The organism is Paenibacillus polygoni (genome assembly GCF_030263935.1).
GTDB classification, from domain to species: domain Bacteria; phylum Bacillota; class Bacilli; order Paenibacillales; family Paenibacillaceae; genus Paenibacillus; species Paenibacillus polygoni.
The window spans coordinates 1063584-1080755 of the sequence record NZ_CP127162.1 but is presented as its reverse complement, the minus strand read 5'-3'; the positions used below and the strand labels follow the sequence as shown (position 1 = coordinate 1080755).

The window sequence follows — 17172 nt, the reverse complement described above, 5'->3', positions numbered from 1 at the left end:
ATTCTTTTCTGGTTCCGCTATACTTTCTCCCAGCGATCTTTAAAGAATACGTTATATACACGCCCAACGATAATCTTTGCCGTCATGTAAACAGGGATCGCAAGAAGCATACCCATAAGACCGCCGATATCTCCGCCCACAAGGACAACAACAATCGTCGTGATTGGATGGATATCCAGTGTCTTGTTCATAATGTATGGGGCCAGCAGGTTATCCTGAATTTGCTGCGCAACCAAGATAATAACCAGCGACCAGATTGCCATCATCGGTTCCTCCGTAAAGGCGATAATCACAATCGGAATCGAAGATACAATCGCTCCAATGAACGGAATGAAATTCATAATTACGGAGACGACGGTAAGAAGTAACGCGTACGGTAAACCAATAATAAGAAAACCAATGTACATCAGCACACCTAATGCAACGTTTGCAATGACGCGGCCAACAATAAAACCACTAAGTGAGTTATCAATATCATTCAGTAAGTCTGTACCTTCATCTCGAAAACGTCTTGGCAAGAAGCTGACAATGTTCTCTCCAAATTTACCGCCCTCTTTGAGCATGAAGAATAGAATAATAGGAGATACAAAGAGCACAACGACAAAGGACGAGAAGAAAGACACAAGCCCTGACAGATAGTTAGTGACTACCGTGAATCCCTGATCGATAAAGTCCGTCACTTTGGATAATACACTTGTACCCTCCGGTAAAAACTGGGCCAGAACACCGCTCTGCTCTAATTCCTTCACTTGCTTTCCTAGCATATTAAGCAGATCAGGTGCACTCTCGATGAAGGCAAGGAACTGCGCCCGAAGAGACGGCCATACCCCTAGAATAAATCCAACCAGAATGAGAGTAATCGCCAGATAAATCAGGAGAACGGCCACCGTACGATTGAGTTTTCTTTTTGTCATAATTTCTACTAAAGGCCGGAGCAGATAATAGAAAAATGCCGCCAGCATCAGCGGAACAAGAATAATACTGACAAAGGAGATGATCGGGTCAAAAATAAAGTTTACTTTTGAACCCAGGTAAATCACAAGAAAGACCAGAATAATTCCGATCAAAAATCGGAAAAATCGGTTAGTTTGAGTCAATGCCAGACCCTCCATCCACATAAATTTTGTCTACGATATGCAAAGGAAGCTTCTGTATGGATATCCTTTATAAGCGTAACTACATTCCGGTCATGCTGCTTTATGCAGCCACATCTCTTTTATTAAATACGTACCAGGAGATTCCCATAAAGAGCGCATAATACACGGCGAGAATCAGCATGGAAAAACCAAGGGTCATGCCTCCAAGACCATCCCCATACATATACTGACTAAGATCCATATTCGTAAAAAGTATGTACTTCGCCCATACATAACGTTCAGGATTAAAGATCATTCCGAAGATTCCCTGAGTAAATAGGATAAATAGAGACAAGCCAATCGCAAGCGCACCCGAACGAAATACGGTTGATACCATAAAAGCAATCGCAATCGTAATAAATAGATCTACATATTCAAATACCCAACTAATCACTGCATAACTCGCGGGAGTCATATTTTCAGGTATCATCCCCACATCAGCTGTAGAAGATAGAAGCAGATACGATGTACCAAGAGCCAGCAGAATCATCGTAAGTGTACTGAGTATGCTGAATAGCAGAACAGAAAGATACTTGGAGAAAAGAATCTTACTTCGCGTCCAAGGACGGATCAGCAAGAGCTTAATTGTTCCCCAAGAGAACTCCCCTGCTACGGAATCTGCTGCAATCACGACGGCAAAGATCGTATTCAGGAAGCTGACAAACGTAACGGAGAGCATCGCTCCCTCCCAGAAAGAAGTCGTCTCTCCTCCCCCGTTGCCGGAAAAGAGATAGGGAATGATGATCGACATAAAGGCCAAAATGCCCAGCATGACCCATGTCCGCATACGCCGGTATATCTTCATATTCTCATTATGGACAAGCATCAAAAAATTACTCAATCGATTCACCTCCTGTAAGGGCTAGGAACCGATCTTCTAGAGAATTCCTTTTCGCACGAATTCCATATACCTGTATACCATTTTGCACTAGAAGAGCATTCAGCGCTGCAGCCTCATCTCTCGTTCCAGATAGATATAACATCCCTTGTTCGACTCTTCCTTCACCTTTTAGCAGCTTGTACGCCATATCCACGTTACTTACCTCAAAGACATATTCCGTAGCTGTTACTACTCCCTCTTCTCTTACGCTTCTCACATCGATGAGGTTTCCATTTTGTATGACAGCCACCGTATCACACATCAGCTCCATCTCCGATAACAGGTGACTGGATACGAAGACGGTCGTCCCTTCTTCATCACATAGTCTGCGGAGGTAATCCCGCAGTTCACGGATTCCCTGAGGATCAAGTCCATTCGTCGGCTCATCTAGAATAAGCAGTTTCGGACGATGGAGTATAGCCTGTGCCACGCCAAGTCGCTGCCGCATGCCTAGCGAGTAATTCTTCACCTTATCATGGATGCGCTGTGTAAGTCCGACGAGTTCAATCGCTTCCTGAATTCGTTCTTTGGTTACACCTGGTGACATCCGGGCAAAATGTAACAGGTTCTGGTACCCGGTCATAAATTTATACATTTCCGGGTTCTCCACGATCGCCCCTACCTCGCGAATTGCCTCTTCAAAATCATGTTTAATACTGTGCCCCGCAATATGTATATCGCCTTCACTGATCGAAATCAGTCCAACCATCATACGGATCGTCGTCGTTTTTCCCGCACCATTGGGTCCTAAAAAACCAAAGACCTGGCCTGGATGGATATCCAGAGTCAGGTCTCGTACTAGATAGCGGGAAGAAATGACTTTGCTGACCCCTTGCATTCGAACAACCGGTTCTTGATGCACGGACAAGTTCACTCCTTATTTATCAAATATCATACAGATTCGTATCGAGACTTAAGCTCAGAAGCTAGTGTACCATACAACCTGTACCACATTCGAGAGGTGAAGCACTCTTTTGAGAATACATGGAAGGAAGATGATGACTTTCCTGCTGCACAGCCTGCTCTTGATCTTGTAGATGATGGTGAATTTCACGGCAGTGACCACAATATCCTAGCGGCATTTCATTTCGATAGAATCCCGTCCGGAAGATAAGATCGGCATTAATGCGATCGGAGTCAAAAGTACTTACAGACTCATTCTCGACCCACATAATTTTCTTGCAGGCCACACAATAAAAACGGCGAGTACCTATCACTAAAAATCCCCTCCCATTCAAGTAACGTGTAACACATTCTTGAACTACAAAAATCGATCATTTTCGATACTTTTTGTATCTTGAACATAATGGAGTCCTATATCTTTGTCAAGAATAATCACTCCATATTACAAATATAACCTGTAATTTAGGGGTTAAATCGCGTTTTTTCTGAAAACAAGGATGGAAATGCATCATATTTACGAAAATAAGTCATTTTTCGCATTCACACACCTAAGGAGGAATGATACAATTTGTATTATGAAATATAGTTATTTGAGGAGGGATAATGATGAGAAGAACAGTGAAAAAATGGAGGAGGAATGCATCGAGGCACATCAGCCTCTTACCTGTACTTGTCATTGTAGGCGCACCCGTCTTGACCTACTTTATTGTACGCTTACTGCTTGTACGTTAGGACAACTTTGTGTAGAAATCTCGAAAAAAAAAGCAGGAATAGAGCAAAAATAAGCCCCTCTAATGCACGGAATTTCTTCGTGCACAGAGGGGCTCTACCTATGTATATACATTAGAAGTCTTCCGATTTCTGAAATGACCATAATACCCGCCAATTACCTGATTCTTCAGCAGCATATACAGGCTGGACGATCTTAAAATTACCGAAGGATGAATGATAAATCTGTGTTATGGTTATAAGATAAACTTCCTTCAAGGCATCTGTTCCTTCGACCAACTGCACATCAAATTTCCGCTCTGGTTCGCTCCTTTCATACTGGAAGGTGTTCGTACCGAAATGCTGCATGAACACATGCGCCCGGGTCTGAACATAGTCGGGTTTCTTATATCGTTCCTTCATAAGCGAATGAAACAGTTCCCATGAACTCCCAAAGTCCCCTTCTTGCTCATAGTCATAGAATTGTTCTACGATCTTAATTGCTTCTTCTTCATTTGTTGATTTAACCATCCCACGTACACTGAAGAACAAAAGAATAATCAAGCCCACTACCAGGACGGCAGTGAGCAATTTGATAAGTCCATTCCCTCGGCGTCTGCGAAGCATGATGCTCCCTCCCCTTGTCCTTTGTATCTTTCTCAGGTTATGAGCGAGGAGGAATCTTTAGACCTTCGTCTGCGTAAGAACCTTTCAATCAGGATCATGAGAAGTAGAGCGATGCATCCACCGGTGAAGTCTAGGAGAACGTCATAGGGGTTATATCATTTTATAAAATGCATCGATCGATAGCCGTGGAACAATGCTCAACATTGAAGAAATGACGAATGTTTTAAGCAAGAAGGTTGAGGAGTAGCTTAGCTGATTTGAATACTTGGTAACTTGAGCTGATATAAGTATTAGTAGCTTCTGATTAAGACAAAGTGGGGAAGAAGTCTATACAGCTATATTCTTCCGTTAGTTTTTGTTGTTATTGTGTCAAGTATTTGATAAAACTTTACAGAGATTTTCAGTGGACCGTACGCGATCAACTTGCATGATCTAAATCTTGGGATAGGGTCTGATGAAAATGTTTCGATATAAGCTTCAGGATAAAATAACCGAATTCTTTTCGATCTATAACTGGGTATCTTGTTCCAGCACACTCGACAAACCTATATGATTATATTCAGCAACCACTTGATAAAACGATGTTTTTCGTTGTTCAGTGTCGAACAACGAAGAAAAATTGCCTTCTTGCGTAAATGTGATGGCATAAACTAGATCTTATTAATCCAGCTCTTTCTTAGTCCAAACCAAGATATAATTCTCAGCCAAAGCGGGAAATATTTCCCCGCTAAAGAAACCTCATTAAGATTAAAATAGACTATGATTGTCAATGACAATCCCCATCAATACCTTATTCCAACAGTTAATTATGTTGCACACTAAGATATTGCGGTCAAACAACTAATGCAGTAACTATTAAAATATAGTAAAATGGCGATATGTCTAGATAAATAAGTCTATTTTATTGTAAATCTTGTCTCTTATCAGAGACCATTCTTCAATTCGATCTAACGGACGCAATTCATATAGATATGGCATTCGCTGAATCATCCAGTTCAATTGTCCATTTATATATGGTTTTTGTTCCTCAAGATTATGTAGAAATGCATGATATAACGTAAAGCTTCCGAAATCTTGTTTCCATTTCAAAGTACAAAATGAATGAATACTACTAAGTTCATCTTGAATGACCAGTCCAATTTCAAGCTGTGGTATAACCGGGATGTACAGGTCACTCACAAAAGTAATGCAATTTCCACTTATCCCCATAACCATAATGGGTCTTGATTTGCTATTAATAATTTGTTCTTGATACTTGTGAATATACATAACTGCTGCTTTTAGATCGTGCTCATCTACATTAATCTGGTTCATTAGATTCATTCCCTTTTGCAACCATATTTCAAGGTATGAATAATATGATTGAGGTAAAAGCTAAAAAGTAAGACGAAAAGATACAATTTGTATAATTAATAAAACTTTACGATACATATAGTATCGTGTCAAGCAGTAATTAGCTAATATTCCATTTTTAATACAAAAAGACATATATGTTTGGAGCATTTATTAGAAACCAGGAGGAAAGATATAGATGGATTACGGACACCGAATTGCGGAACTTAGAGAAAAAAGAGGTCTTACTCAAGAGGAATTATCCAATATGCTTGATATTACAAGAGCCTCTCTCTCCCATTATGAAAAAAACCGCAGAAAACCGGATTTTGAAACACTCACCAGATTTGCTGATACGTTTCATGTGTCGGTAGATTACTTACTTGGAAGAACGAATAATCCAGACATGGTACTTGATGAAGATGTGCGAGGTTTTGTTGATTCCTTAGAATTGTCAGATCGTGAAGTACTCGGTAAGTTCGAACTCATGATTGATGGGAAACCCTTGTCAGAGGAAGAGGCAAAACGATTTATTGCGTTTGTACGAATGGAACGAGATATGAAATAACTTATTTCTGAGTCATAAGGTATAGAAAGAATAGCTGCAAAATATTGCTGACTCCAGCCAATATTTTGCAGCTATTCTTTTTGTGTATGGTTTCTCTATTGTAGTTGAGCAGAATCCGTTCTTGACGGGCTCTTATGAATCTTTCTCTGGAAGCACAAGGGATTCCCAATGACTTGGATCAATACCGCATTGCTTAAGTATTTCCATGATATCCACTTGTTTGCGCGGGTTGTCCTGCTGCTCTAAGTTCTGATCATTGTTCCTGCTTGGATAATCCATGTTCATGCCGACAACCACTCCATTTATTTAGATTTATAATATATATGTATTTTTTATTGATCTGAAACACTAGACCTATTATACGTAAATAAGCCTATTTTTGTTGTCGTCTCATGGCAGAATCTAAGGGGATTTTGCTTCTATTTTTGTCGAAAACATAAAAAGACCTTAAAACCGACCTAACAAGAGGTCCTAGTTTTAAGGTCTTTTTCTCAATCTGTCTGTAATAAGGATTACCTTGTTAAAATAATGTTGAATTACTACTGTCCCGCTCTCGTTAATTCACGCATGTTTGCTTCAAAAGCAGCAAGCAGAGCATCGTCTCCCGTAAGTCCATTCGCTTGTACTTTATCAATCTGTTCCAGCATACGTTTGAAGTCTTTTGGAATCACCCGAACAAAATACCCAATCTCCTGTTTCCAGTAATCTAGGATATGCTGACCTACTGTACTTCCCGTATATTCTACGTGACGGCTTATCATACCATGCAAAACCGCAGCTTCAGTCGTGTCTTCGATTCGCTCCAGAAGAACCATCTCGAGGTTACAACGGTTTAGGAACGTACCGTCTGAGTCGTAGACGTAAGCAATCCCGCCTGACATCCCTGCTCCGAAGTTACGACCTGTATCCCCAAGGATAACGACACGCCCCCCGGTCATATACTCACAGCCGTGATCTCCTACTCCTTCAACTACTACACGAGCTCCTGAGTTACGAACCGCAAACCGTTCTCCTGCAATGCCGCGGATATAGGCTTCTCCACTTGTCGAACCGTAAAGTGCAGTATTCCCGATAATGATGTTCTCTTCCGCAGGGAAAGTTGACTGAGGCGACGGCTTTACAATCAACTTGCCGCCAGACAGACCTTTCCCTACATAGTCATTACAATCACCTTCGACCGTAAGCGTTATTCCTTTCGGTACAAAGGCACCGAAACTTTGACCTGCCGATCCAATAAACGTGAACTTAATTGTATCTTCCGGAAGACCTGCAGCGCCATATTTACGTGTCACTTCACTGCCAAGGATGGTTCCGACTGCACGATTCACATTCGTAATACCAAGCACACCTTCTACGAATTGGCCAGACTCCAGTGCGGGAGCAGCCATCGGTAGAAGTTTCTGTATATCCAGGGTCTCTTCTAGACCATGATTCTGTCTTTGAGTACGTACACGGTTTGTTCCATCAGCTTGTTCTGGCACATGGAGGAGCAGCGAAAGATCAATTCCGCTCTTCTTCCAGTGGCTGTCCGCATGTTCCGCATCCAGACAATCCGTACGGCCTACCATCTCTTCGATCGTACGGAAACCAAGTTCCGCCATAATCTCTCTTGTATCTTCCGCAACAAAACGCATAAAGTTCACGACGTGTGCTGGATCACCCATATAGTTCTTACGAAGTTCCGGATTCTGAGTCGCTACCCCTACAGGGCAGGTATCCATCTGACAGACACGCATCATAATGCAGCCCAGTGCAACTAGTGGAGCCGTTGAGAATCCATACTCTTCTGCTCCAAGTAAGGCTGCCACAGCTAAGTCTCGGCCGCTTAGCATCTTACCATCTGTCTCCAGAACAACACGGTCACGCAGATTATTGATCATCAGGGTCTGATGCGTCTCTGCGAGTCCCAGCTCCCAAGGCATACCAGCATGACGAATGGAACCTTGCGGGGAAGCCCCAGTTCCTCCATCATATCCGCTGACTAGAATAATATCTGCACGTCCTTTAGCCACGCCCGCTGCAATGGTTCCTACTCCGGCTTCGGATACTAGCTTTACATTAATATCTGCACGAGGGTTCGCATTCTTAAGGTCATAGATCAGTTCTGCTAAATCTTCAATCGAGTAAATATCATGATGCGGCGGAGGCGAAATAAGACCTACACCCGGCGTTGAGCCGCGGACTTCAGCTACCCATGGATATACTTTACGTCCTGGAAGCTGACCGCCTTCTCCTGGTTTCGCTCCTTGCGCCATTTTGATCTGAATCTCGTCAGCATTTACCAAATAATTCGAGGTTACTCCAAAACGTCCAGAAGCTACCTGCTTAATCGCACTGCGTCGAGAGTCTCCATTACTGTCTTTTACAAAACGAGCGGGATCTTCTCCCCCTTCTCCCGTATTACTCTTACCGCCAACCCGGTTCATTGCGATCGCTAAATCCTCATGAGCTTCTTTACTAATGGAACCAAAAGACATAGCTCCTGTCTTAAATCGTCTCATAATGGATTCAGCTGACTCTACTTCCTCAAGCGGAACCCTTGGACCTGCGGGTTTAAATTTTAATAGCGAACGAATGGTAAGTTTCTTCTCGTTCTCACCTTGGACAAGTTTTGCATATTTCTTATACAGCGAATAATCTCCCGTTCTAACCGCGTGCTGCAGCGTATGAATCGTCTGCGGCGTAAATAAATGGTCTTCTCCATCACTGCGCCACTGGTAATCTCCTCCGGAATCCAGCACTTTATCGTTACCATCTTTATCTGAAAATGCGCGCTCATGATGCACTAGTGTCTCAGCTGCTACCTCCGAGAGGCCAATACCACCGATGCGAGAAGGTGTCCAAGTGAAGTATTCATCGACAAAATTACTCTTCAGTCCCACTGCTTCAAAAATCTGTGCACCTCGGTAGGATTGAATCGTAGAGATTCCCATCTTGGATAAAATCTTTACTACCCCTTTTGTCGTTGCTTTAATGTAGTTTTTCACTGCTTTCTCATGCGTAATTCCGCGCAGCATACCTTGCTGGATCATCACATCCATGGTTTCGAATGCTAGATATGGATTTACAGCACTCACACCATAACCTAGCAAGACTGCATAATGATGAACATCACGGGGTTCACCGGATTCCAGCAATATGCTGACTTTCGTACGGGTTTTTTGACGAATCAGGTGATGGTGAAGACCTGAGACAGCGAGTAACGCAGGAATAGCCGCATTCTCTGCATCTACACCCCGATCTGAGAGAATCAGAATATTATGCCCCTTCTCAATAACACGATCTGCTGCTTCAAAAAGTACATCCATCGCCTTCTTCATTCCCTCTGCACCTTCACTGGCAGGGAAGAAGATCGGAATCGTCATGGAACGGAAACCGGGTCTGCGTATATGGCGGAGTTTGGCAAACTCCTCATTAGAGAGAATAGGTGAAGATACACGAATCTGTCTTGCACTTTCGGGTTCCGGCAGCAGTAAGTTACGTTCAGGACCAATCGTAGTTAGTGTCGAAGTGACAATCTCCTCGCGCAAAGCATCAATTGGCGGATTGGTAACCTGAGCAAACATCTGTTTAAAATAGTTATAAAGCCGCTGAGGGCGATCTGATAATATGGCCAGGGGTGCATCGTACCCCATGGAACCGGTTGCTTCCATTCCTGTAGAAGCCATCGGCTCCAGAACTTTACGCAGCTCTTCAAAGGTATATCCAAATGCCAGCTGAAGCTGATTGATATTCTCATGTTTTGGTTCTGGCGGTTCCGGCGCATCAGGCAGCTCATGAAGATCGACGAGATGCTCATCCAGCCATTCTTTATATGGTTGTTCGGACGCAATCTGCGATTTCACTTCATCGTCCGAAATAATACGTCCTTCCTTAGTATCCACGAGAAGCATACGCCCTGGGCGTAATCTATCCTTGTACAGAATATTCTCTGGCGCAATATCAAGGACTCCCACTTCCGAAGACAGCACAATACGGTCATCTTTCGTTACATAATACCTTGCAGGACGCAGCCCATTACGGTCTAGTATGGCTCCGATCTGGATTCCATCTGTAAAGGCCATTGCAGCCGGTCCATCCCATGGTTCCATTAAAGTACTGTGATATTCATAGAAAGCCTTCTTATCTTCATCCATACCAGCATCGTTATTCCAAGGTTCAGGCACCATCATCATGGCGACATGCGGCAGGGAACGTCCGCTTAAATATAGAAATTCAAGCGTGTTATCAAACATTGCTGTATCTGAACCATCTGGGTTAATGACAGGTTTTACTTTGGATAAGTCTTCTCCGAACAGTTCGCTCTCAAACAGGGACTGACGTGCATGCATCCAGTTAACGTTACCTCGCATCGTGTTGATCTCACCATTGTGAATCATGTACCGATACGGATGCGCTCGCTCCCAGCTTGGGAAGGTATTGGTACTAAAACGAGAGTGCAGCAGTGCCATTGCTGATTCTACCCGTTCATCTTGCAGTTCAAGATAGAACTGACCTACCTGCTCAGTGGTCAGCATGCCTTTATATACAATCTTACGACAAGACATACTTGGAATATAAAATGCTTCTGCGTCTCTTACCTGGTCAGCATACCGAATCTGCTGCTCTGCGCGGCGGCGAATAATATACAGCTTCCGTTCGAGTTCCAGTCCGCTCAGCTTCTCCTCGTTCGTGCCAATGAACACCTGACATACATAAGGCTTCGCAGCAAGCGCTGATCTGCCGAGCATTCCATCGTATGTGGGGACTTCACGAACACCAAGATACTGCTGTCCCTCATCTTCTACAATCTTGCGCAGAATATCCAAATGCTCCTCGCGAACCTCTTCGTTACGTGAGGTGAAAATCATCCCTACACCATAATGATCTGGCTCTGGGAGCTCATATCCTAGCCGCTGTGCTTCTTCTGCAAAAAACTGATGAGGGATCTGAATTAAAATTCCGGCTCCGTCACCTGAATTTGGCTCACTCCCTTGTCCTCCGCGATGCTCCATGTTACTCAGCATCGTCAAAGCTTGACTCACAATATCGTGAGAGGGAGCCCCTTTAATATTAGCTACAAACCCCATACCACAAGCGTCTTTCTCGAACTGCGGGTCATAAAGCCCCTGTTTTGGAGGTAATCCAGTCTGTCTCATGGAACGCAACCTTTCTATGATCATGAATTTTAGGAACATCCGTGATAAGCGAAAAATGACGAAGGGACAAAGGGAATGAGGAAGGGGAATATATAGTCCGTATTAGAAGATCAAAGGTCATATAGTTTCCTCATTTTAACATCGAGTGTAAACTCGGTGCAATTTAAAATTTCTATGGTCGTCATAAGAAAAAATTTGTGTTTATTCCCCAATATACCGATGTTTTTCCCGGTATTTTCTTCGATCTTTTATTCCTGCTCATTCCCTATAAACTCTATATATTGTTCTTAATTATTTGCCATAACGGTGTTATATTTGAATGGACCAATACTCTGAAAATTTGTACAATCTTTCAGAAATTAGAAAGCCCCGCCTTCTTATGGAAGGCGGGGCTTTGTGTGACAAGAAACACTTTCAAACAAGTCTATCTATGATAGGCTGTATTATGGGTGTATTCCATATTTTTTTGATATTACTATTTTGAATTGCTTCATCATGCGGTCAGTGCTTCACCACTGTGCGTATGGTTTTGATTTTCTGATTGATCCTTACTTTTTTTAGTACCGCTCCATAAGAAGTATCCGAGTGTTAATAACACGCCCACTACAGCATAAACACTTAACATTTCAGCTTGTTTCCACATTAGATCATAGTTTCCGCTCATCACTACAGCACGGTAACCGACAACGCTGTGGTACATCGGCAACAAATGACTAATTGGACTCATCCAACTTGGCAGTGTTTCAAGCGGGAATGTACCGCCACTTGTAGCAAGTTGAAGTACGAGTAGAACGATCGCAAGATAACGTCCCACTAGATCCAGCCAAGTTACGAGTGCCTGAACAATCATCATAGAAGCAATACCTGTGATGATGGAGAACAGATAGAAATAAGGAACACTCTGTACTTCAAGGTGTAACCCATAGATCATAAACGTAGCGATTGCAATGGCTTGAATAACACTCATTCCTGCAAAAGCAAAGAACCGGCTCACAAAGCGTGCCCAAGGCGTTGCACCTGGTACACTCGTTTCACGCATGTTCATCACGATGGTTGAAATCAATGCACCTACAAATAATCCGATCGACATAAAGTAAGGTGTCAGTCCTGTTCCGTAATTCGAAACGAGTCTTGATTCATTCTCTACGGTTTGAACCGGCTCCGCGAACATATCAACAAAACTATCGTCTTTGCCTTTCATCTCTGCAGTCTCGTCAGCCGCATCGTTAAGCTTATCTGCAAGCTCTTCTGATCCGTCTTTCAATTCTGTCAATCCATCATGAAGTTCGCCTGCACCATCCGTAAGTTTTACAGAACCGTCTGCCAGAGTATCTACCCCTCCAGTAAGTTCACCTACACCGCCAGCAAGCGTACTTGTTCCTGTTTTAAGATCGGCTGCACCTGAGCTGAGTTTGCTGCTTCCCGTTGCTGCTTCACTTAATTTTTCTCCGAACAAGTTCATATTACTAGAAAGTTCTCCTTGACCGCTATATAACTGATCCGCCCCTGCGAGAAGCTGATCTTGACCTGCAGCAAGGGTACTTGCCCCTTCTGCTAATTGTTTCTGGACATCAGCAAGCTTTTGTGCTCCGCTTAACAGCTGTCCGTGTCCGTCATTAAGAGACTGCGCTCCATTAAGTAATTGCTTCTGAGCTGCAAGAAGTTCGTCCGCTCCTGAGGATAACTGTGAATTCCCCTCATTCAGAGCCTGTGCTCCACTTAAGAGCTTACTTTGTCCTTCACTAAGCTCACTGCTTCCCTCTGCAACAGCCTGGCTCGCTGCAAGCAGCTTTTGCACCTCAGGAATTGCTGCGAGTTCTGGACTCTGTTCAGTCAGCTGTTTAATTCCAGCTGCTACACCTTGTGCACCCTCAGCTATTTGCTTACTAGCCGCTTGTGATGCAGTGAGACCACCTACAAGTTGCTCACTTCCTCCAGCTGCACTTTTTAGTCCATCTGAAAGTTTGCTGGCACCTGCTTCGGTAGCAGTAAGTCCAGCTACTAGTTTTTCACTTCCTGCCGATGCATCTTCAAGACCGGATACTAGGGAGTCCGCACCATCCGACGCAGCAGAAAGACCCGTACTAAGCTTGCCTGCACCTTCACGAGAACTTTCAATACCGTCCTTTAGCTTACCCGCACCATCCTGAAGCTGTCCAATTCCGCCAGCCAGCTGGCCTTCTGCATCAACGAGCTGAGAAAGTCCTGAAGAAAGATCACTCGCACCTGAACTTAATTGACCCGCTCCATCATCCAAGGTTTTGACCCCGTCTGCAAGTGGAGCAATGCCTTCTTTTAGTTCCAGCGTTCCGTCTGTCAGTTTCTGAAGATTTTCTTGAAGGGTCAGCGCCCCATCATTCAGTTCACCGGCACCGTCATTAATTTTGGTTGCTCCATCTCCTGCTTCTTCGAATCCATCCGCTACTTCTGTGAATTTATCAAGCAGCGTCTCTGTATAGGATTCGGTTACCGCAGCAGATACCTTCTTGCTGATTTCCTTCATTGCCGTGTCACCAATCTGAGCTCCAACAAAGTTATAGCTCGCATTTGGTTCATAGATCAGTTCAGAAGGATTTGGTTCATCATCCATTAATGTCGTTGCTTTTTGTGAAAAATCTTCTGGAATGGTAATCATCATATAGTACTCGTTATTATCCATTCCTTGTCTTGCCTCATCGAGATCAACAAACTGCCAATTGAAATCTTGTCCTTCTTTCAGTTCCTCGATGAGATCTTCGCCGATCTGAAGCTGCTTGCCTTCAAATTCAGCACCCTGATCCTGATTCACCACCGCTATAGGCAGTGTATCCAGCTTGCCGTAAGGATCCCAAAAGGCGGTAAGATATACGCCTGTATACAGAATAGGAATCAGCATCACTGCGATGAGCGGAATAAGAACTTTGGGGTTCTTCAGTGCTCGCCATACATCTTGAAAAAATACGGATAATGTCTTCATTTACTTCTTTCTCTCCCTTTACGCTATCTCACTTCGAACTTTCTAGTTGTCATTTCATTTCATAAGCGCAGTATGAAAAATGAAAGCGCGAACTTCATGACTGTTTTCCCCAAATAGTCATATGAGATGAAAAAAAATAACCTTTCTCCTATGCTTTTTCAAAGATACAACCTAGTTACTGCATTATTTATATAATCCTCTACCTGAGCAATGAAACATTTTTTTGTTTTATCGCATACTTTCTACTTTGTCTCAGGGAAGTTTTTTTAAAAGCCGGCTATTTCTATCTATCTACTATATATCGCAGCCGGCTTTCCGTAAGTATTTTTATACTGGAAGATCTGGCACTAGTCCATGCACCAAAAACAACTCAATATACTGCTTAATTTCTTCTTTGCTGAGAGGATCATTCCCATGACTCCAATCCGAAGTAAGTGCAATGTAGATCTTAAACATAATGAAAGACGCTACTTTTGGATCACAAGGTTTTATCTCTCCCTTTTCTTGCGCTAAGCGAAGTTCTTTCTCGAGATAACCTGTGATTACACCTTCCACCTTGGCATTGCCCGTTTTTGCCTGCAGTGTTCCAAACTCCCTCACTTCTTGAGAAAGCTTAATGAGCAGATCATGCTGCTCTCTGAACTCAAGTAAGGAATCTAATATTCGAAACAAGTTATTAAAAAACGTCTGCTCATGATCTAATTCTCTCTCTGCCACATTTTTCATTTCTATAATGACTTCATGCAAAATCTCATCGAACAATTCTTCCTTATTGGTAAAAAAGGTGTAGATTGTTCCCTTACCTACATTCGCAATCTTCGCCACCTGATCCATCGTCGTTGCTTTATAACCAAACAAAGCAAAGGACTTCGCTGCTGCTTTGAGTATTTGTTTGCGACGATCTATCGGAGCCATTGCCTCTCCTCCTCTAATCTCTAATTGACTATAAATCCAATTCAGTCATTCGGTCAAAAATCACTTTACCACTTTTCTGTTCTATTGGCAAGAAAAAAATTACATAATCAAAAAAAAAGAAAGAGCAGCTCACCATCCGGCTTACCCAGCAAGATCATAAGCAGCTCTTTCTTATCTATTTAATCAATATCATAACTCATGAAAATGGTGAAATTGATTCAGTAAGAACTAAATTTCTGTACTAGCCCCCGGCTCTAAAGCGACTCCTACTATCCCTTTGGGCTCTAGAAGCTCAGTAAACGAATTTGCATCCTGTTTAATAAACGGGAAGGTGTTGTAATGAACTGGAATGACCTTTTTTGCTCTCAGCCATTCAGCGGCGATTGCAGCATCCTCAGGACCCATTGTTAGCACATCACCGATTGGCAGGATCGCTGTATCAATATCGTTCATTTCACCGATGATTTTCATATCACCGAAAAGTGCTGTATCTCCTGCATGGTAGATCGTTTTATCACCCATCGTTAACAGGATTCCCGCAGGCTGTCCCATATATACGGTTGTCCCGTTCACTTCAAGAGAGGAACTATGGAAGGCGAGCGTATACTTCACTTTGAAACCATCAAACTGGCAGCTCCCGCCAATATTCATATGTTGTACTTGTACTCCTTGACTCTGGCAATACTCTGCTAATTCATAGACCGCTACAACGGGGCAATCATTCTGTTTAGCGATCGTGAGTGTATCACCGAAGTGATCCGAGTGGCCATGTGTTAGCAGCACTGCATCTACTTTGACGTCTTCAGCAGCTATTTTAGCGGTAGGATTCCCTGTTAAAAAAGGATCAATAATAACACGTTTGCCTGCTTCTTCAACAAGGATACATGAGTGTCCATAATATGTGATTTTCATAGAGTGATACGCCTCCTAGTCAGTAGAAATGAACATTTCTTAAAGGAACTATCTTTCTAGTATATCACTTTTGGAGCTTATTTATAAAATGTATGATTTCCGATTCTCTTAACTTTTATTTGTGAATGATGTACTGTTAAGTCGTCAGCTAGGGTAATAGATAAGAAGTAGAGTGTTTCGTCAGGCACTTCTTTCCGTCCGTTGAGCGCTTCATTGACAGCACGAATGGTGTCCTCGTTCGGCGTCACACGGTCCATTCGGCCGTTCGCCACGGGACTAAATTGATACTTTTGATAGATAACGCCTTTAATGGTATCGGGATAATTGGCTGACCGTAGCCGGTTTAAGACAACGTTAGCTACTGCAACTTTGCCTTCGTACGGTTCACCTTCTGCTTCTGCCATGACAATTTTTTGTAGCATAAGCAGCTCTTTATCCGAGACGTTGTAGTTCCAGGTGGCCTTGTCTTTTTCCTCCTGGGTTAGTAATTCCGTCTTGGTAAAGTATAGAGTTTTTGGGGGAGTAGTTTGTTTTTCTTTTTCTTTTGCTAACGCAATTGCTTTTTGTTGTTCACGTAGTTTTCTTTGTGCTTCTTTTTTGGCTTCTAGAGCCTTACGTTCCGCTTCTTTCTCATTTTGGGCATTCGTTTCAGCCGAAAGTGCAGCTGTTTTGAGCAAGACATGGTCTTCCGAAGACGAACGTCCTGATTCTTGTGTCAGCTGTGCCGTTGTTACAGTGGTTACTCCTGTAAAATCCGTCACGGAAGTAAGCATAGCGACTCCGTCCCGATCAGAGTACATCCTGCTGTTATGATTTACTGCTATTTGATTCATAGGAGTTCCGGATTCCGTACTACCCTGAGTTGTACTTTCCCCATATACTTCAACAGCCTTCGTAATCAGGCTTGCCCCCAATATAAACACAAGCAGCACATACATGAGCGGTGCTACCCAGCGAGTCTCTCTATTTGTATTCATAATAACCTCCTGTTATATCGGCACAATTCTACTTAACTGTAACCAAAAATGCAAGGTTTGAATACATAGAGTAAACTATTTTATGCGTCTGATATCCCTGTAAGCCCCTCAAGTGAGGGT

At 43.0% G+C, this 17172-nt stretch carries 14 protein-coding genes; 2 read left to right on the top strand and 12 right to left on the bottom strand.

The window, feature by feature from the left end:
- Positions 1-17: 17 nt before the first annotated feature.
- From QPK24_RS05150 to QPK24_RS05135, 4 genes are all read right to left on the bottom strand, one after another.
- The gene (locus QPK24_RS05150) at positions 18-1097 is read right to left on the bottom strand and encodes an AI-2E family transporter (protein ID WP_285746731.1); all 1080 of its coding nucleotides are present in this window, start codon (positions 1095-1097) and stop codon (positions 18-20) included.
- Between the two features lie 100 nt (positions 1098-1197).
- On the bottom strand, positions 1198-1977 hold the full coding sequence (locus tag QPK24_RS05145; RefSeq protein WP_285746729.1) for an ABC transporter permease: 780 nt from the start codon (positions 1975-1977) through the stop codon (positions 1198-1200).
- Positions 1970-2854, bottom strand: a complete 885-nt coding sequence (locus tag QPK24_RS05140) for an ABC transporter ATP-binding protein (RefSeq protein WP_285749096.1) — start codon at positions 2852-2854, stop codon at positions 1970-1972. Before QPK24_RS05140 ends, QPK24_RS05145 begins: the two co-directional genes overlap by 8 nt.
- Before the next feature lie 88 nt (positions 2855-2942).
- Complete coding sequence (locus QPK24_RS05135) at positions 2943-3233, bottom strand: hypothetical protein (RefSeq protein ID WP_285746727.1); 291 nt, start codon at positions 3231-3233, stop codon at positions 2943-2945.
- Positions 3234-3522: 289 nt separating this feature from the next.
- Between QPK24_RS05135 and QPK24_RS05130 the strand changes: the two genes are divergently transcribed.
- The gene (locus QPK24_RS05130) at positions 3523-3651 is read left to right on the top strand and encodes a hypothetical protein (RefSeq protein ID WP_285746725.1); all 129 of its coding nucleotides are present in this window, start codon (positions 3523-3525) and stop codon (positions 3649-3651) included.
- Positions 3652-3762: 111 nt separating this feature from the next.
- On the opposite strand, the gene QPK24_RS05125 is transcribed toward QPK24_RS05130, so the two are convergent.
- Together QPK24_RS05125 and QPK24_RS05120 are read right to left on the bottom strand one after the other, a co-directional pair.
- Positions 3763-4254, bottom strand: coding sequence for a hypothetical protein (locus tag QPK24_RS05125; RefSeq protein ID WP_285746723.1), 492 nt, complete (start codon positions 4252-4254; stop codon positions 3763-3765).
- Between the two features lie 882 nt (positions 4255-5136).
- A complete protein-coding gene (locus tag QPK24_RS05120; protein ID WP_285746721.1) occupies positions 5137-5568 on the bottom strand; it encodes a hypothetical protein in 432 nt (143 codons plus the stop codon).
- A gap of 217 nt (positions 5569-5785) precedes the next feature.
- Here QPK24_RS05120 and QPK24_RS05115 point away from each other — a divergent pair, with 217 nt between their 5' ends.
- Positions 5786-6154 (top strand): helix-turn-helix domain-containing protein, encoded by a 369-nt coding sequence (locus tag QPK24_RS05115; RefSeq protein ID WP_160032346.1) that lies wholly within the window; start codon positions 5786-5788, stop codon positions 6152-6154.
- Positions 6155-6286: 132 nt separating this feature from the next.
- On the opposite strand, the gene QPK24_RS05110 is transcribed toward QPK24_RS05115, so the two are convergent.
- From QPK24_RS05110 to QPK24_RS05085, 6 genes are all read right to left on the bottom strand, one after another.
- Complete coding sequence (locus QPK24_RS05110) at positions 6287-6439, bottom strand: hypothetical protein (protein ID WP_285746718.1); 153 nt, start codon at positions 6437-6439, stop codon at positions 6287-6289.
- Positions 6440-6693: 254 nt separating this feature from the next.
- Entirely contained in the window at positions 6694-11292 is a 4599-nt protein-coding gene (gene gltB / locus QPK24_RS05105; RefSeq protein WP_285746715.1) for a glutamate synthase large subunit, read from the bottom strand.
- A 493-nt stretch (positions 11293-11785) separates the two neighbouring features.
- Positions 11786-14248 carry a YhgE/Pip domain-containing protein gene (locus tag QPK24_RS05100; protein ID WP_285746713.1) on the bottom strand — a complete coding sequence of 821 codons (2463 nt, stop codon included), beginning with the start codon at positions 14246-14248 and terminating at the stop codon, positions 11786-11788.
- A gap of 327 nt (positions 14249-14575) precedes the next feature.
- Positions 14576-15163: a TetR/AcrR family transcriptional regulator gene (locus QPK24_RS05095; protein WP_285746711.1), complete on the bottom strand. Its 588-nt coding sequence runs from the start codon at positions 15161-15163 to the stop codon at positions 14576-14578.
- Between the two features lie 228 nt (positions 15164-15391).
- Positions 15392-16075: a metal-dependent hydrolase gene (locus QPK24_RS05090; RefSeq protein ID WP_285746709.1), complete on the bottom strand. Its 684-nt coding sequence runs from the start codon at positions 16073-16075 to the stop codon at positions 15392-15394.
- 77 nt (positions 16076-16152) lie between these two features.
- On the bottom strand, positions 16153-17052 hold the full coding sequence (locus tag QPK24_RS05085) for a cell wall hydrolase (RefSeq protein ID WP_285746707.1): 900 nt from the start codon (positions 17050-17052) through the stop codon (positions 16153-16155).
- Positions 17053-17172: the final 120 nt, after the last annotated feature.